17 protein-coding genes and 1 pseudogene are annotated in these 13954 nt (G+C 63.7%); 1 reads left to right on the top strand and 17 read right to left on the bottom strand.

What is annotated here, in order from left to right; translation table 11 throughout:
• Window positions 1–24: 24 nt before the first annotated feature.
• Window positions 25–360: a TraR/DksA family transcriptional regulator gene (locus EV663_RS05580; protein ID WP_132950802.1), complete on the top strand. Its 336-nt coding sequence runs from the start codon at window positions 25–27 to the stop codon at window positions 358–360.
• 95 nt (window positions 361–455) lie between these two features.
• On the opposite strand, the gene EV663_RS05575 is transcribed toward EV663_RS05580, so the two are convergent.
• The 17 genes and pseudogenes from EV663_RS05575 to EV663_RS05500 all read right to left on the bottom strand — a co-directional run bounded on the left by EV663_RS05575 (window position 456) and on the right by EV663_RS05500 (window position 13861).
• Window positions 456–1169: a DUF2793 domain-containing protein gene (locus EV663_RS05575; protein ID WP_132950801.1), complete on the bottom strand. Its 714-nt coding sequence runs from the start codon at window positions 1167–1169 to the stop codon at window positions 456–458.
• Window positions 1162–3228, bottom strand: coding sequence for a phage tail protein (locus EV663_RS16040; protein ID WP_425057125.1), 2067 nt, complete (start codon window positions 3226–3228; stop codon window positions 1162–1164). The genes EV663_RS05575 and EV663_RS16040 overlap by 8 nt, the downstream gene beginning before the upstream one ends.
• Window positions 3229–3657: 429 nt before the next feature.
• Window positions 3658–5556 (bottom strand): annotated as a pseudogene (locus EV663_RS16035) (baseplate multidomain protein megatron); the annotation flags it as partial.
• A gap of 3 nt (window positions 5557–5559) precedes the next feature.
• Window positions 5560–6003 carry a C40 family peptidase gene (locus tag EV663_RS05565; RefSeq protein WP_132950799.1) on the bottom strand — a complete coding sequence of 148 codons (444 nt, stop codon included), beginning with the start codon at window positions 6001–6003 and terminating at the stop codon, window positions 5560–5562.
• Entirely contained in the window at window positions 6000–6890 is an 891-nt protein-coding gene (locus EV663_RS05560; RefSeq protein WP_132950798.1) for a DUF2163 domain-containing protein, read from the bottom strand. The genes EV663_RS05565 and EV663_RS05560 overlap by 4 nt, the downstream gene beginning before the upstream one ends.
• Window positions 6887–7519 (bottom strand): DUF2460 domain-containing protein, encoded by a 633-nt coding sequence (locus tag EV663_RS05555; protein ID WP_132950797.1) that lies wholly within the window; start codon window positions 7517–7519, stop codon window positions 6887–6889. The genes EV663_RS05560 and EV663_RS05555 overlap by 4 nt, the downstream gene beginning before the upstream one ends.
• A 14-nt stretch (window positions 7520–7533) precedes the next feature.
• Window positions 7534–8196 carry a phage tail tape measure protein gene (locus EV663_RS05550; protein ID WP_132950796.1) on the bottom strand — a complete coding sequence of 221 codons (663 nt, stop codon included), beginning with the start codon at window positions 8194–8196 and terminating at the stop codon, window positions 7534–7536.
• A 3-nt stretch (window positions 8197–8199) separates the two neighbouring features.
• Entirely contained in the window at window positions 8200–8394 is a 195-nt protein-coding gene (locus EV663_RS05545) for a rcc01693 family protein (protein WP_132950795.1), read from the bottom strand.
• Entirely contained in the window at window positions 8381–8716 is a 336-nt protein-coding gene (locus tag EV663_RS05540; protein ID WP_132950794.1) for a gene transfer agent family protein, read from the bottom strand. Before EV663_RS05540 ends, EV663_RS05545 begins: the two co-directional genes overlap by 14 nt.
• The gene (locus tag EV663_RS05535; protein ID WP_132950793.1) at window positions 8716–9129 is read right to left on the bottom strand and encodes a phage major tail protein, TP901-1 family; all 414 of its coding nucleotides are present in this window, start codon (window positions 9127–9129) and stop codon (window positions 8716–8718) included. The genes EV663_RS05540 and EV663_RS05535 overlap by 1 nt, the downstream gene beginning before the upstream one ends.
• 21 nt (window positions 9130–9150) lie before the next feature.
• Window positions 9151–9561 (bottom strand): DUF3168 domain-containing protein, encoded by a 411-nt coding sequence (locus tag EV663_RS05530; RefSeq protein WP_132950792.1) that lies wholly within the window; start codon window positions 9559–9561, stop codon window positions 9151–9153.
• A complete protein-coding gene (locus EV663_RS05525; RefSeq protein WP_132950791.1) occupies window positions 9558–9899 on the bottom strand; it encodes a head-tail adaptor protein in 342 nt (113 codons plus the stop codon). Before EV663_RS05525 ends, EV663_RS05530 begins: the two co-directional genes overlap by 4 nt.
• A complete protein-coding gene (locus EV663_RS05520) occupies window positions 9896–10495 on the bottom strand; it encodes a head-tail connector protein (protein WP_132950891.1) in 600 nt (199 codons plus the stop codon). The genes EV663_RS05525 and EV663_RS05520 overlap by 4 nt, the downstream gene beginning before the upstream one ends.
• 141 nt (window positions 10496–10636) lie before the next feature.
• Window positions 10637–11830: a phage major capsid protein gene (locus EV663_RS05515; protein ID WP_132950790.1), complete on the bottom strand. Its 1194-nt coding sequence runs from the start codon at window positions 11828–11830 to the stop codon at window positions 10637–10639.
• A 38-nt stretch (window positions 11831–11868) separates the two neighbouring features.
• On the bottom strand, window positions 11869–12432 hold the full coding sequence (locus EV663_RS05510; protein ID WP_132950789.1) for an HK97 family phage prohead protease: 564 nt from the start codon (window positions 12430–12432) through the stop codon (window positions 11869–11871).
• 14 nt (window positions 12433–12446) lie between these two features.
• The gene (locus tag EV663_RS05505; protein ID WP_132950788.1) at window positions 12447–12689 is read right to left on the bottom strand and encodes a GTA head formation protein, RCAP_rcc01685 family; all 243 of its coding nucleotides are present in this window, start codon (window positions 12687–12689) and stop codon (window positions 12447–12449) included.
• Complete coding sequence (locus EV663_RS05500; RefSeq protein WP_132950787.1) at window positions 12686–13861, bottom strand: phage portal protein; 1176 nt, start codon at window positions 13859–13861, stop codon at window positions 12686–12688. Before EV663_RS05500 ends, EV663_RS05505 begins: the two co-directional genes overlap by 4 nt.
• Window positions 13862–13954: the final 93 nt, after the last annotated feature.

The following is a 13954-nucleotide window of genomic DNA, read 5'->3' as shown; positions in this document are numbered from 1 at the left end:
ACGCCCTTAGCCCAAGGAAAACCCATGACGAGCGACCAGATCGCCGCCTTTCGTGCCAGTCTCTTGAAGATGTTGACAGATCTCGATGCTGAAAGCGCGCGTGGCTCCGAGGATCGCCGGACGGTAGAGCTTGACCAGCAATCGGTGGGTCGCCTGAGCCGGATGGACGCCTCGCAGCGCCAGGCCATGGCCAAGGCGACACAGGCCCGTCGCGCCGCGACCAAGGCCAGAATTCGTGCCGCCATGGCCCGGACAGATAATGGTGAATTCGGCTATTGTACCGATTGCGGCGAACCGATCACGCAAAAGCGGCTGGAACTCGATCCCACCGCACCCACCTGCATCGGCTGCGCCCGCTGAACCATGCCTGCTCACCGCTCAGGCCGAACGGCAAAAAGGGCGGGACCGTTCGACCGTAGCGCTGTCGCGACGCCGAACCCGCTCCGATTGTCGACTCAGACCGCAGCCGGAAGGGCAAGTTCGGCGTAATGCACCGCCAGCCGTACCACACCACCGGCGAATGCACCGCTCTCGGGGGTCAGATCCAGGGGCATCGGCGCATAGCCGGTCAGCGGCGCCCCTAGCACACCGTGCACGTAAGAGTTCTTCCCCAAGCCCAGCCCGCTGCCAAACCGGTTATCCGATCCGTCCGCGCCCAGCCGCCAATTGGACAGAGAGCCGGTAATCGCCTCGATGACCCGCCCGGTAACACCGAAAACCATGACATGTGAAGGAATATACAAAGCACTGGACTGCGTTCCGCCTGCCACGATCTCATGGTCGAACTCCAGCACCCGGAATCGCAGCCCCGCCCCCGACGCTGCCCGCGCGGCAAAGGCAGGCCGCCAGCCACTGCCGTCATGCTGGACCTCGTGCCCTTGGTCCATGACCCAGGCCCGCCAGCCCGCGGCAGGGGCGCCAAAAGCCCAGCCGCCATTATCGGCCATCGCGATCAGTCCGTCCCGTCCAGACCATGCATCCACGGCCCCCGCGGGCACGCCCCAGGCCAGACCATCCGTCGCACTCGCAGGCGGCGAGGTAACGCTGACGCTTTGAAGGGTCAAATTCACCAGAACATCAAGCCGCGTCAAAGCCTCGTTCATTGTTACGTGCTTTTGAGCCTGAGCCGCCTGCAACAACGGCAGGGAAAGATTAGCGGTCTCATCCATGGATATCGATCCTCCGATAGGGTCCGGGCCCGAAACGCTCGGACAATTGCGCAACCTCGATTGCAAACGGGCTTTCGTCGGCGGCCCGCATCGCCGCCGAATACACCCAGCCCGGACTTTGCAGGGTCGTCTCGCGCAGTATCTTGCCCTGCGCGTCCAGCACCCTGAGGTGATAGCGTTCATTCGCTTCGCCCAGCGGGACATCGGCCAACGCCCAGCTATCGCCACCGATCCGGGTGCGCCGTACCCAACTCACGGTCAGTTCACCGTCCTCCGCCTGATCGACCCGCAAGTGGCAGGGCGCGTAGGGCCGCAGACCGATGCCTTCAAAGGCCTCGACCACGTGAACATAGCTTGGGTCGTCCAACGGCCGCCCCCCCGGACCGATCCGGTAATGCCGCGCCAATCCCAGCGCATCGGGGGTCAGTTCGATCTGTACAGGCGTACCGTCCAGCAGAACGAAATAGCTGCCCGCCGGATGATCCGACCCTATCTCACCCTCGCTGCCCACCTGCCCTCTTAACCTGCCTCTCAGTTCGTAGGTCCGCGGTGCGACCAGTTCCGCCTCGGCGAACTGGAACACTTCCCACCGCCCCGATGCGCCATTGCCTATCGCCGCCGCATTAGCCCCGGCAAACAGGCTTGCCCGGCTGACAGAGGACAACGTTCCGCTCGACAGGCGAACTCTCAGCGCAGGCCCCCGGTCCCAGCGCGAAGGTGCGGCGGCAAATAATGGTGTCTCGGTCACTCCGGCCACGGTCGGCCGCCCGACAAGCGTGTTCAGCTTGTAACCCGCGTCCTCAACCGCACTATAGACAGCGGCCGTCCCAGGCCAGGGATGGGCAATGATCGCGATATGCGGCGCATGGGGCACCTCCTGCCCGCTCAACAATGGCAGGTCCAGGAAAACCGGGGCGACCGGCATCGGCGCCACGAAAGCGGGCTGCGCCACGCCTTCTTCCTCGTCGGTCATCGCAGCGCCGCCATAGACACCGCGTTCCACCCGGACCGCCTCGATCTGGCGCGCCACGCACTGATCTACTCGATCGATACGGAAATCACCCTCCTCCAATCGGATCACGTCGCCCGCCCCGATCCTCTGGGACGAGGGCGGCAACGCCAGCCGAACCCGGTCGCGGGCAATACGCGCCTCGGCCAGCCACCGCGCAACGATGCTTTGCGCCTCACCCCGCGTCAGCACCAGCGTCATCTCGGTCGATGCTACTGCGCCCCCCGCCTCATCGGGCAGGATGGCTTCGACCGCACGGGCCTCGTAAGCTCCCTCGGACTCCACGAAAGTCAGCCTCACCCGTCCCGCGGTTTCGGCCTCGGGGCCACGACAGTGTTCGATCGCGGCCGTTTCTCGATCTGTAATGGCAAGAGCTGCGGGCGAGACACGGCAGCTTGCTCGGCCGTCACGGTTGAAAAAGACGATCTTGCCATCCCGTTCGGCCGCCTCCAGACCATGCGCAAGCATCAATGATTGCAACGCCGACCGGGCCGAGGTGATCTGCGACAGGGTATAGCCGCGCACCAGCCCATGCACACCGTCAAGGTCCAGATCGATCACCCCGGCCGCATGGCAGATCTCGGCGATCACCGCTTCCAGCGGCTGCGCGGTCGCCCGCCCGTTCAGCCAATGCCCGCGTCCATAGTTCGCCCCATCCGACCAGAGCGCGTCATTGGACGGAAATTGCGGAAAAGGCCGCGCGTCCCAGGTCCAGACATGGGCACGAGAGAGATCCAGCATCGGGCCTCCATAGACCTTCGATACCGGGTTGGTGTCAGAACTTTTCCAGTATTCCAGAACCGCGCGCAGATATTGTTGCTGGATCAGGTCATCGCGCGCCCCGCTCGAAAAAGGCGGGAACGCGCTTTCCGAGGATTTGGGATCAAAAAACAGGTTCGGCGCATTTGTGCCCTTGTCGATGGCCGGACAGCCCAGCTCGGTAAACCATATCGGTTTGCTCTGCGGTTGCCATGCCGTCTGTTGCGCGTCGAGATCCAGGATTTCAGAGGCGATGACGTAGAGTGATTCGCCATCAAGCCCCGGCCCCACGGCCACCCGAGCGGTCCCGACTTCCGTGAAAACAACCTCGTATGACAGTTTGTGGAAAGATCCGCCAAGCCGGGTATTTTCAACCTCAGAGACCCTGTGCCCTCCATCCTCCTGCACCCCGACCGCACCAGCACTCCCGAGGAAACACAGCGATCCGGCCGGATGAAGCAACCAGTGCGCGACCTGGTCCGAACGGCCAGGGGCATACCATATCGTCACCCGATAGCGGCGTTCTTGTGCAACCGGGGCCGCCTCGTGGCTTTCGATACGCGCAATCGCACCCCCTTCCGCATCACGCCTGACCTCGCATGTATCGTCGAAGGCACCGAACGCGATATGGGGTGCGGGCGTGACGGTGGTCGCGGCGCCGACTGTATAGAGACTCGTGCGATGTCCCTGCGGTGTCAGCGAGTCGACAATCGCGGCCGGCCGGTTGACATGCCGGTTTTCCCACCAGGAACGGATGTCCTTGTATCGGAAAACCCAAGGTTCACCCTGCGCGCCGTCCGAGATCGGTACGCGGCGCTGTGCAAGACGAGCCTCATCGCCGGGATAATACCAATCATATCCCTCTCCACCTTCGATATTCGAACGAAGATAGCCCAGATCATAGATCGTGCCCCATTCGGCATCGAGATGATCGTCGCCATCGCGCCAATCCGACAACGGCATGTAATTGTCGATACCGACGAAGTCGATGTTCGGATCGGACCAGAGCGGATCTAGGTGGAAATAGACCGCACCCGAACCATCGTCTGGATGATAACCGAAATACTCGCTCCAATCCGCAGCATAGCCTATCTTGCATTCCGGCCCCAGGATCGCGCGGACATCGGCGGCCAGCGCACGCAACTGCTCCACGAAAGGAAACCGGCCCTGCGGTCCCCGGATCGTTGTCAGCCCCCTCAATTCCGAACCGATGCAAAACCCCGCCACGCCCCCCGCCGCCTTGCAAAGACAGGCATAGTGCAGGATGAAACGGCGATAACTCCAACCGTCTACCCCGGAATAGACGACGCTGAAGCCCGCGGGATCACCCGGAACGCCCTCAAGCGTGAAATCCCCTGGGGTGGCCGTCCCGAAAAACTCTGCAATCTCTTCAACGGCGGCGGAAGTTCCATCGCTGGACAAAGGATGGGCGGGCGCATGGGACAGCGTGATCCGCCCCCGCCAAGGCAGGTGCGGCTGTCCACTTTCACCGCTGTAAGGATCGGCAAGCGTGTTGCCCTCCATCTGGTCCATCAAGATGAAGGGATAGAAAACAGTATCTTGACCACCCTCGCGCAGCGCCGCGATGGTTTCGGCAACGCTTGCATCGGCCGGGGTGCCTCCATAGACCGCGCGCCCTTCATGAAAGGGCACCGTCTTGGCTTCCGCACGCGTTAACCCGGCCACGCGCCATGGCATCGGGGCGCCCTCGGCATTCTCCTCATCCACCTTCGGCTCCAATTCGAGGAAAGGCGCGCGCAGGTCCGATCCGAACCAACTGACCACCAAGGTGACCGATCTCACCTCCGGCAACTCCCCCCGAAGCGCGTCGAGCGAGGTCGCCAGATCGGTCTTGCCACTCGGCGCGTTGACATTGGCGCTTTTCGATTGGCCGAACCCGAGCTGGTAGTGAACAGGTGTCGTTGCCAGTGCGTATTCGCCAGTTCCGGGGATCAGCGCAACCCCACGGATCAGATCGGAAAGCGTGTTTACCGGACTATCGGCAGGGCGCATGACCTCAAAGGAAAGCTGCGGCACCCGGTTTCCATAGGGCGCCAGCGGCAGATCCTCGATCACGACATAGGCGATCCCGCGATAGGCCGGCGCCTGTCCCGCCCCCTCAGTTGCCTCGATCAGAGGGTCAGGCAACTGGTCTTCGGTGCCCTTATATACCCGTAACGTCACATCACCTGGCGCAATCTCGCAGCCATCGGCCCAGATACGCGCGACCCGAGCGATTTCACCCTCGCACAAGGCAATCGCCAAGCTGACCGAATAGCTGTACTCGGTCACCTCGGGTGTCGCGGGCGTTCCCTTTCCTCCATCATGCGTGGCGGTGCTTTCCTTGAAGCGCGAGGCCCAAATAACTTGGCCCGCCACGCGCGACCGTCCCCACAAACGGGCAACCGCAGCACCCTCACTCGCCCCGGTCAGACGAAAACGTTCCACCTTGCCCGTCTCGACCGGCTCCGAGCCGCTCCCCAGCAACTGCTGGTCAAGGGCCTGCCCAATCGTGGCCCCCACCGCACGCCCGATCACGACCGATGACAGGCCCATGACCGCCCCGCCAAACGCGGCACCTGCCGCCGCGCCAACCGCCGAAAACAGGATTGTCGCCATGGTTCACGTCCTTTCGGGAAATTCAAAGCGCGCCACGATGCGCCGGACCCACGGATCGGAAAGCGGGCTTTCAACCACGCCGCGGCCCGAATAGGCATGGATGAAACTCGCCCGCGCCCCGATGCGCCCCTGTACCCCCAGATGTTTGGCCACCGCCCCTATGCGCATCCGAAACAGCACCACATCGCCGGGCGCAGCCGCAAAAACCGGTTTCGGGCTCAGAACCCGCTCCGCTGCACGCCACAAGGCTTCATCGCCCTGCGGCTCGGACCAGTCTGGCGTATAGGGAGGGATATCTTCAGGCTCGTTCCCGAATACCGTCCGCCACACGCCACGCAGCAACCCAAGGCAATCCGCCCCTGCCCCAAGGGCCGAGGCCTGGTGCACGTAGGGCGTGCCGATCCAGCGTCGCGCTTCTGCAACGACCGTATCGCCAAGGGTGCTCATTCGAAAAGGCTCCCGCCGTCGTTCAGCGATCCTTGCGTTGGATAGCTTATCAACCAGTCTTCTCCGGGGATGTGGGGAAACCCCCTGAAATTCATGAAATTATTGAATTTCAACCGACAACTCTCTGCGGATCTGTCACAGCCCGCGGTTAGCCGAACCTCGTCGCCTGGCCCGACCGGCGCACGCAATTCCGCCCACAGCTCGATCACCCGCTCATCTCTCTCAATCCGATCGGCCCGGATCATCCCCGTCTGTCCTGTCGCAGGTCCCGACAGCACCTCAAGCCGTCCATGTTCGAACCATCGCGGCGCGAAACCTGGCAGATCGACAAAGCGAAAACGCCGCCGATCTTCGACTTTGACGGGCATGGCGAGGGCACGGTAGCCAGGTTGGCCAAGATCCATGGCGCAGGATCCATCCCCCAACCGTGCAGAACAGCGCATGTGATATACCCGCCCAACGGGCCGGTTGAGCACCTCGGACAATCCGCGCAGTTCCGCCTCAAAGACACCACCACGCCGTGTCAATTCGCCCAGCGATCCTGAAAACAGGCGCACCCGCTGGGCGACATCGGCCCAGTTGACCAGCCATATCCGCAGCCGTGCTCCATCGTAACGTCCCGCCGCGATGTCCTCCTCCGTAATCGCGGACGAAGAAACCGCTCCCACGGCCGCCGAATTGTCAACCGACAGACCCGTTGTCTGGCTCAAACTCTGCGCGCTCATGCCGGTTTCCGCCTCGAAGGTAATACCGTCAAAATCCAGTGACCGGTCGTGATCGGTGAAACCCAGAACCACGCCATCATGCCTCTCGATCGCCCATGCTCGCGCCAGCGTGGTTACGCCACCATCCAGATGCGCCTGCAACGCCTCGCCAAGCGCGCTCACAGTCTCAACTCCACCACAGGTACCGAGGGCACGTCGCCCGCCCGGAAAGAGGCAACCGAGGTCAGGATTCGGTCGGTATCGAACCGCACCGGAACATCGAATTCGAACCCTGCTGTAACCTCGGCCCCGATATCGGGCGCATCCTTTAGCGTCACCTGTCCGGTTGCGGGTTCGGTCGAGAAATGCACCCGATCTGTCAGTTGGACCCCATCCAAACCCACTCGCACGGTGCCCGCCACGGGCTTTGCGATGGGGCGCACATAGCCTTGAGCGCCAGACGAATATGTCTTGGACAACTGGAAAACTCGCGTTGAGCCATCCCCCAGCGCGATCACCTGGTCGTCAAAGGCAACCTGACGCGAAGGCGGACAGGACTTGTAGTCGGACCAGTCTTTCCAACGAAACCCGTAAAGCTGACCACGCCGTGCCTCGAAGAACGCGATCAACGCTTCGATATCATCAAGCGATCGCATCGACACGCCAGCGTCATAGCGCCGACGTGCATGTTCCCACGGCGTATTTCGTTCCTCGAAACCGTTGGCAAGCGCCACGATCTCGGTGCGCCGCTCCGGCCCGCCGATAGAGCCAAAGCTCAGGCTTGCGGGAAAGCGAACCTCGTGAAACCCCATGATCGTCCCTTTCGTTATCGGTTGCGCTGTCCGCGGGCCAGCGCCCGCCCCATCTCGGCCGCGATCTGGCTGCGGCTTCGGGAAAAGCTCTCTGCATCAGGGGTAGAGATGTTCATGGTCACCTGGATCGGACGTCCTCCGCCCCCGGAACTGACCCCAAGCCGCCCGTCAGCGCCACGCGCCAGCGGCAGGATGGCCTCTGGCCCGGCCTCGCCCATCAGCCCGCTACCGCCGCGCATCGGGAAATAGGTCGCCCGACGGACCACGCCGCCATCGGCAAAGGGCATCACCCGACCTTGGGTAAAGGCGCTCCCCTTCTCAAAAGGAATTGCCGCCCCGATCAGACCCTCGATACCACCCGCAACCAGCCCGCCCAGCCTGTCCTGAACCGGCTTGACGGCCACAGAATAGGTCGCATCGAGTATCGAACTGGCAAGGTCACGCAACGTATCCGACAGCTTCACACCGTCAAAAACCAGCCCGTCGAAGGCGCTGCGCAAATCCCGCCCGATGGACCGCGACAACGATCCCACCTCTGCATTGGTCAAGGTCAGGCTCTTGCGCATCTGCAAAAGCTCAAGGTCAAAGGCCGTAGTGGTGCCCCGCGCAACCTCCAAGGTGCTTTCAAGCGCCTCGACCTGCGCTGCGAACCCGTCGATATCTTCATCCACCGCCATGGCCTATCCTTTATGCATGTGGTCGGGAAAGGCGCGGGCCAGTTCCTCCAGCCGCGCGCGGGTCATCGGCGTGGAGCCACCGCCAGCCCCCAGCATCAGCATCAACTCGGCCGGGGTCAGCGCCCAGAATTCGGCGGGCTTGAGTCCCAGTCCCCGGATACCCGCCCGCATGAGCGCACCCCAGTCAAAGCCCGTCATGCGTCTTTGCCTCCGGCACTGTGAATGACCGCGCCAAGAGCTGCGCCGCCGCCTGCGCGGCTGCCACCGGCCCGCCGCCAATCTCGGCACGGGCCAGATCGGCCGTGCTACCCTGCCAACCGCCGCCGCGCAGCCCCGCCAGAACCAGTGCCAGCATATCGCGCGTGGCAAATTGGCCCTCCTCGAACCGCGCGATCAATTCGACGAGCGTCTCTGCGCCCAATGCCGCCTCAAGCTCGGCAAGGGCCCCCAGCGTCAACTTGAGAACGTGCCGTTCGCCATTCAGCAACAGCGCCACCTCTCCGGCATGAGGGTTGGCCATCACAGCGCCCTGAAACTGATCGCACCAGCCGAGGCCAACGACAGTTCGTAAGTCGCCTCACCATCATGGCTGCCTGAATATTCAAGACTGCTGACCTGGAACGCTCCTTCAACGACGCCGAAATCAGGGATGATGACCTGAAAATCCGGCGTTTCACCGTCAAAGAAAACCTGCCGCGCGCGTTCATCCGTTCCCGCATCGCGAAACACGCCCGACCCCGAGATCGCAGCCGTTTTCACACCGGCGCCAGCCAGAAGTTCGCGCCAGCCGCCCTGGCTTTCCAGGCTTGTCACGTCCACCGTCTCGGCATTGAAGCTGATCCTGGTGGCCCTCAACCCTGCGATGGTCTCGAACTGGCCATCACCAGTCAGGTCAAGCTTTATCAGTAGATCCTTGCCGCTCTGCACGCTCATGAGTTTTCCTCCAGATGGAAATCAGTCCTCGGCAACCCGCGCAACAAAGCGCAGGTCGATGCGGCGGCGGTCCTTGGCGCCCACGCGCCGGGCCCGCGCCCTATCGAAACTCAGCCGCACCAGGTAACCGCGGCTCAGTTCCAACCCCTGACCGGTCAGCGCATCGGACACCGCGCCAGCCGCGGCCTTCGCGGTTTCAAACCCACCCACATCGCTGATCACCGAGACGGTGAAGCGATGCAGGGCACCCGCCCCCGTCGCATCCGAGGCATCGCGCACGTCCTCGGGACCAAGGCTCACATAGGTGCGCGGCAGGCTTCCCCGGGGTAGCGCATCATAGATCGCCTCCCCGATCAGCGCGCCCAGCCCCGGATCGCCGGCCAACCGCTCGTAGATGGCCGCCTGCAACGCGGCCCCTGTGCGATAGCTCATGCCGCGCACTCCTCTTCGGCAAAACAGGTTAGGTACATCCCCATCGGGTCGGCCTCGGTCACCGCCTGGATGAGGAAGACGCGCGCGCCTTCACGAAACCGATGCCCCGGAGCCGGGCGCGAGGCCGCCCCGACCGGTGCCCCCCGCACCACGATCCGGTAAGCCACCCGCGCAAGCGTTACTTCCTGACCGGCACGCTCGCCCCCGGAACCCGGCGTCACCTCGGCCCACAGCGTGCCGCATTTGATCCAGATCTGCCGATAACCACCTGCCCCGTCGGCGACACTTTCAGGCATTTCCAGAATCAATCGTCGGCTCAGGCTGCGCGGGGGACTCATGTCGCGCCCCCGCCCAGAACGCGCACCGTGCGCCAGCGCTCCAGCAGCGCCATGACCCCGAAAGGCATTGCGCCATCGCCAAGCGCGGCCTCGTGGCGGTGCTCGTGGTAGTGTGCCGCCAGCAGAAAAACCGCTTGGGCGAGATCCGCGGGTACCGCTGCCCAATCCACTCCGAACCCGGCCTCGAAATCGACTTCTGCCCGGCCCCCAAGCGGTATCTGTGGCAAGAGCATACCGCTTGCAGCCAGCCGCGGGCGGTGTGTGTCCCGCACCATCAGATAGGCCTCCGGGTCAATCACCTGCGCAGCCCCAAGGCGGTCAAGAACTCGCAACTCGGTAATCGCGCTCACCGGGGCAACCGGCAGCGATTGGCGTCCAGCCTCGCGCCAGGCCATCACCGTCCAGGTGAAACTCCGGACCAGCAGCACCTTGCCCGTGCGCCCCTCTATCGCCCCGATCGCGGCACGCAATAACGCCTCGAGCAAGAGATCCTGCGCATCGTCATCGGCAAACCCGGTGCCCAATCGCAAATGGTCCTTGAAACGCTTCAGCGGCAGTGCCTCCATGGGCACAGTGGTCTGCTCGATCAGCATCATGTTGCACATTCTCCGCTCCCCCTTTGGCGATTTGGAAACACGCGCCGGTCCGGCCGCCCCGAAAAGGGGAAAAACGCAACGGACCGGTTTACCGGCGCGTGGCAGCACCACGTCCTGACGGAGCGGCGCGAGCCTTGCGGCCTAGCTCGCCGAGAATTTCAGCAGCTTGATCGCGGCGAAATCGCTGACATCGCCGCCAACCCGCCGGGTGGCATAGAACAAAACGTGCGGCTTGGCCGAGAACGGATCGCGCAGCACCCGCAGATCGGGGCGCTCGGCCACGGTATAGCCCGCACGAAAATCGCCAAAGGCAATCGCAACCGAGCCCGCAGCGATATCGGGCATGTCCTCGGCAACCAGAACCGGATAGCCCAGAAGCCGCGCGGGTTCCCCCGCAGCCAGACCGTCCGACCACAAGAAGCGGCCATCGGCATCCTTCATCTTGCGCACCGTGCCCGCGGTCTTGGAATTCATCACGAAGCTTGCATTCGCCCGGTATTCGGCTCCCAGCGCATAAACCAGGTCAAGGACCGCATCGGCGGGGTTGACCGCATCGAAATCGCCTACCGTGCCGGTCGCGATATAGCCCAGCGCCCCCCAATCCCAGGCGCTGTCTTCCACCTGAGGATGGGCCAGTATGCCGGTGGGCTTGTCCACACCGTCGCCCAGGATAAAGGCAGCCGCCTCAGCCCGTGCGAAACGATCAGCGATCCGGCCCGCAAGCCAGCCCTCGATATCGAAGGCGCTGTCATCCAGCAGCCGCTGGCTGGCCTTTGGCATCGCCGATAGCTCGTGGAGCGGGATCGTGACACGTTCGATCTGCGGGGTGTCGGTCTCGATCTGGGCCGCAGTCTCGCTGGCCCAGCCCGAGCCAATGTCGCTATGATCGACCAGCACGTCATAAGAGGTCGCCTCGACCGTCACAACTTGCGCCACCGCGCGCAGAGAGGCGGTCGATGTCAAAACCGAGCGGATCGTCTCTGCCGTCTGCGGATCGACCAGATAGCCGCCATCGGCTGCCACCGCAGAAGACAGCGCCTTGCCCTCGAATTCGAGGCTGCGCAACCCATCGTCGTCACCGGTGCGCAGGTATGCGCCAAAAGCTTTGAGATGCGGCACATCATGGGCAACCGCCGCCGACAGCGCAGGACGCCCCGCGGTGGCCTTGAGGTGGGTTTTACGGTCCAGCATGGTCAATCGCTCTTCCTGTTGTTGAATCCTGGATTTCATATCGGCCTGGAACTTTCTGAAATCATTCAGAAACCCGTTTAAAGCCTGTTTCATTTCCATCGTGGGCTCATCTCCTGCGATGGCCCTCGTCTGATGTTGCGTCATGTCCTTCTCCCCTGGGATCGATCCGGTTCGGCCGGCGCTCATGCGCCCGCCAGCACGCGGCGGGCGCCGTCCAACGCCTGCGCCATCTCGCGCCACAGCGCCTCGGCCCCGTCTTCGGCCTTGGCCCCGACGCGCGCCTCTGCAAGCATCGGAAAGGTCACCACGGACACCTCCCAAAGCTCCAGTTCCGACAAGAGCCTGCGCCCGCTTGCATCCTTGCCCGCGCGCCGGGTCCGATAGCCGATCGACAACCCGTCAATCGCACCAGCCGATATCAGCGCGGCCGCCTCTCGGCCCCGTTCGACCTCGATCAAAAGGCGGCCCTTTACGAACAGCCCGCGATCGTCTTCGCGCACCTCGTCCCAGACGCCGATCGGCTGGGCCGGATCGTGCTGCCATAACAGCTTGACCTGGCGCCCATCGGCAGCCAGCCGTTTGAGGCTGGCGCCATAGGCCCCCCGCTCCACGATATCGCCGCCCTGGTCCGGCGTGCCGAACAGCGAGGCATAACCTGCGATCACCGCGCCATCGCTCAGGCGCAAGGGCGCACCAGGCGTACAGAACTTGCGTTCCAGCCCGGCGCCCAAATCGTTTTGGATCATCGCATCTCCCCTTGTCATGGCGTCAGCGCCAGCACCGATGCCGCGCCCTCTGCCAGGATGACCGCCACCACGCCGTAGACGGTCAGCCACATCCGTTTTTCCAGTCGCTCCAGCGTCTCCTCGATCCGCGCTAGCCGGAATTCCAGCGCCGCCCAGCGCGCCTCCATCACCCGCTGGTTGGCGTCGATCCGTTCGTTCGCCACCTCGAAAGGCGCATAGAGAAAGCGCGAACCGGTCCGCTCTGCCGCGGCGCTCATGCGCCCTCCGGCCGGGGTGGCAGCCCCAGCAGCGCGCGCTTTTCATCCTCGGTCAGGAAAGCCGCCGCCGCGACACGCCGCCATTGCGCCTCGCGCTCGATGGCCAGCGCCGGCACATGGTCCAGATCCGGGGCAAGAGCCACGTCCCGCCCTGCAAAGCGGCCGAGGAAACCGGCCAAAGCCGCCGTAACCTTCGACACCAGCGGCAGCACCGTCAGCCGATAAAAGGCGCGGTTAGCCTCCTGATAATTTGCATAGGTCGCATCGCCCGGAATGCCCAACAGCATCGGCGGCACCCCGAAGGCCACCGCGATTTCGCGCGCGGCCGCCTCCTTGGTCTTCTGAAACTCCATGTCCGAGGGCGAAAAGCCCATCGGCTTCCAGTCCAGCCCGCCCTCCAGCAGCATCGGCCGCCCGGCATTGGCCGCCCCCTGGTGATAGGCGATCATCTCGTCCTGTAACCGGGAATATTGTTCCTCGGACAGCGCACCTTGCCCGTCACTGCCGCGATAGACGATCGCACCAGAGGGTCGGGCCGCGTTGTCCAACAACGCCTTTGACCATCGCGCCGCAGCGTTATGCACATCCACCGCCACCGCCGCCGCCTGCATCGGCGACAGCCCGTAATGATCGTCTTGCGGATGAAAGCTCTTGATATGACAGATCGGCGGCGCCTCGCCTGTCATCGCGAACCGGTGTTTGCGCCCGCCAACCGCGTAATCATAGGCCACCGGCCAGCCATCAGGCCCGGGCACCAGTTGCACCCGGTCCGAGCGGAGGACATGCAACTCAAACGGCAGTCCACCCTCTCCTCCGACCGCCTCAAGATAGGCATTCCCGGTCAACAAAAGCTGACCATAAAGGGCCTCGAACAGCTCAGCACGGCCCTGCGCGGTGTTGGGCCGCGCGATCAGGTCCAGCACCGGATGGGTATCGTAACGCCGCTCGGCATCCTGGCAGACCAGCGGCAGCGCGGCCGCTGCTTCGGCGATCAGCTTGACGACGCGAAACCCGATCGGGTTCCCACTAAAGCCGCTTTTCGTCAACGAGACCGCATCGCGTGGCGTCCAGGCCACCCGCACGCCCCCCGCCCAGGCGATCACCGGTCCCGTAGCCGAGGCCTTGACCTCGGGCACATCTTGGTCTGCACGACGAAAGATATTGAGATTCATGCAGCAACTCCCTCGGTTGTCTTGGCCCGCGCGCCCCGGCGGGAGGCCAGAAAAAACCCGCCGCCGGGATGCCCCGGGGCGGGTTTCGCTCTT

It is taken from the genome of Rhodovulum bhavnagarense, assembly GCF_004343505.1.
GTDB lineage: Bacteria > Pseudomonadota > Alphaproteobacteria > Rhodobacterales > Rhodobacteraceae > Rhodovulum > Rhodovulum bhavnagarense.
This window is presented reverse-complemented; position numbering and strand designations above follow the sequence as displayed.

Excerpts from the sequence above, each read along its gene's own strand:
- EV663_RS05580 (WP_132950802.1), top strand. The coding sequence starts at position 25 with ATGACGAGCGACCAGATCGCCGCCTTTCGTGCCAGTCTCTTGAAGATG.
- EV663_RS05575 (WP_132950801.1), bottom strand. The coding sequence starts at position 1,169 with ATGGATGAGACCGCTAATCTTTCCCTGCCGTTGTTGCAGGCGGCTCAG.
- EV663_RS05565 (WP_132950799.1), bottom strand. The coding sequence starts at position 6,003 with ATGAGCACCCTTGGCGATACGGTCGTTGCAGAAGCGCGACGCTGGATC.
- EV663_RS05555 (WP_132950797.1), bottom strand. The coding sequence starts at position 7,519 with ATGGGGTTTCACGAGGTTCGCTTTCCCGCAAGCCTGAGCTTTGGCTCT.
- EV663_RS05550 (WP_132950796.1), bottom strand. The coding sequence starts at position 8,196 with ATGGCGGTGGATGAAGATATCGACGGGTTCGCAGCGCAGGTCGAGGCG.
- EV663_RS05545 (WP_132950795.1), bottom strand. The coding sequence starts at position 8,394 with ATGACGGGCTTTGACTGGGGTGCGCTCATGCGGGCGGGTATCCGGGGA.
- EV663_RS05540 (WP_132950794.1), bottom strand. The coding sequence starts at position 8,716 with ATGGCCAACCCTCATGCCGGAGAGGTGGCGCTGTTGCTGAATGGCGAA.
- EV663_RS05535 (WP_132950793.1), bottom strand. The coding sequence starts at position 9,129 with ATGAGCGTGCAGAGCGGCAAGGATCTACTGATAAAGCTTGACCTGACT.
- EV663_RS05530 (WP_132950792.1), bottom strand. The coding sequence starts at position 9,561 with ATGAGCTATCGCACAGGGGCCGCGTTGCAGGCGGCCATCTACGAGCGG.
- EV663_RS05525 (WP_132950791.1), bottom strand. The coding sequence starts at position 9,899 with ATGAGTCCCCCGCGCAGCCTGAGCCGACGATTGATTCTGGAAATGCCT.
- EV663_RS05520 (WP_132950891.1), bottom strand. The coding sequence starts at position 10,495 with ATGATGCTGATCGAGCAGACCACTGTGCCCATGGAGGCACTGCCGCTG.
- EV663_RS05515 (WP_132950790.1), bottom strand. The coding sequence starts at position 11,830 with ATGACGCAACATCAGACGAGGGCCATCGCAGGAGATGAGCCCACGATG.
- EV663_RS05510 (WP_132950789.1), bottom strand. The coding sequence starts at position 12,432 with ATGATCCAAAACGATTTGGGCGCCGGGCTGGAACGCAAGTTCTGTACG.
- EV663_RS05505 (WP_132950788.1), bottom strand. The coding sequence starts at position 12,689 with ATGAGCGCCGCGGCAGAGCGGACCGGTTCGCGCTTTCTCTATGCGCCT.
- EV663_RS05500 (WP_132950787.1), bottom strand. The coding sequence starts at position 13,861 with ATGAATCTCAATATCTTTCGTCGTGCAGACCAAGATGTGCCCGAGGTC.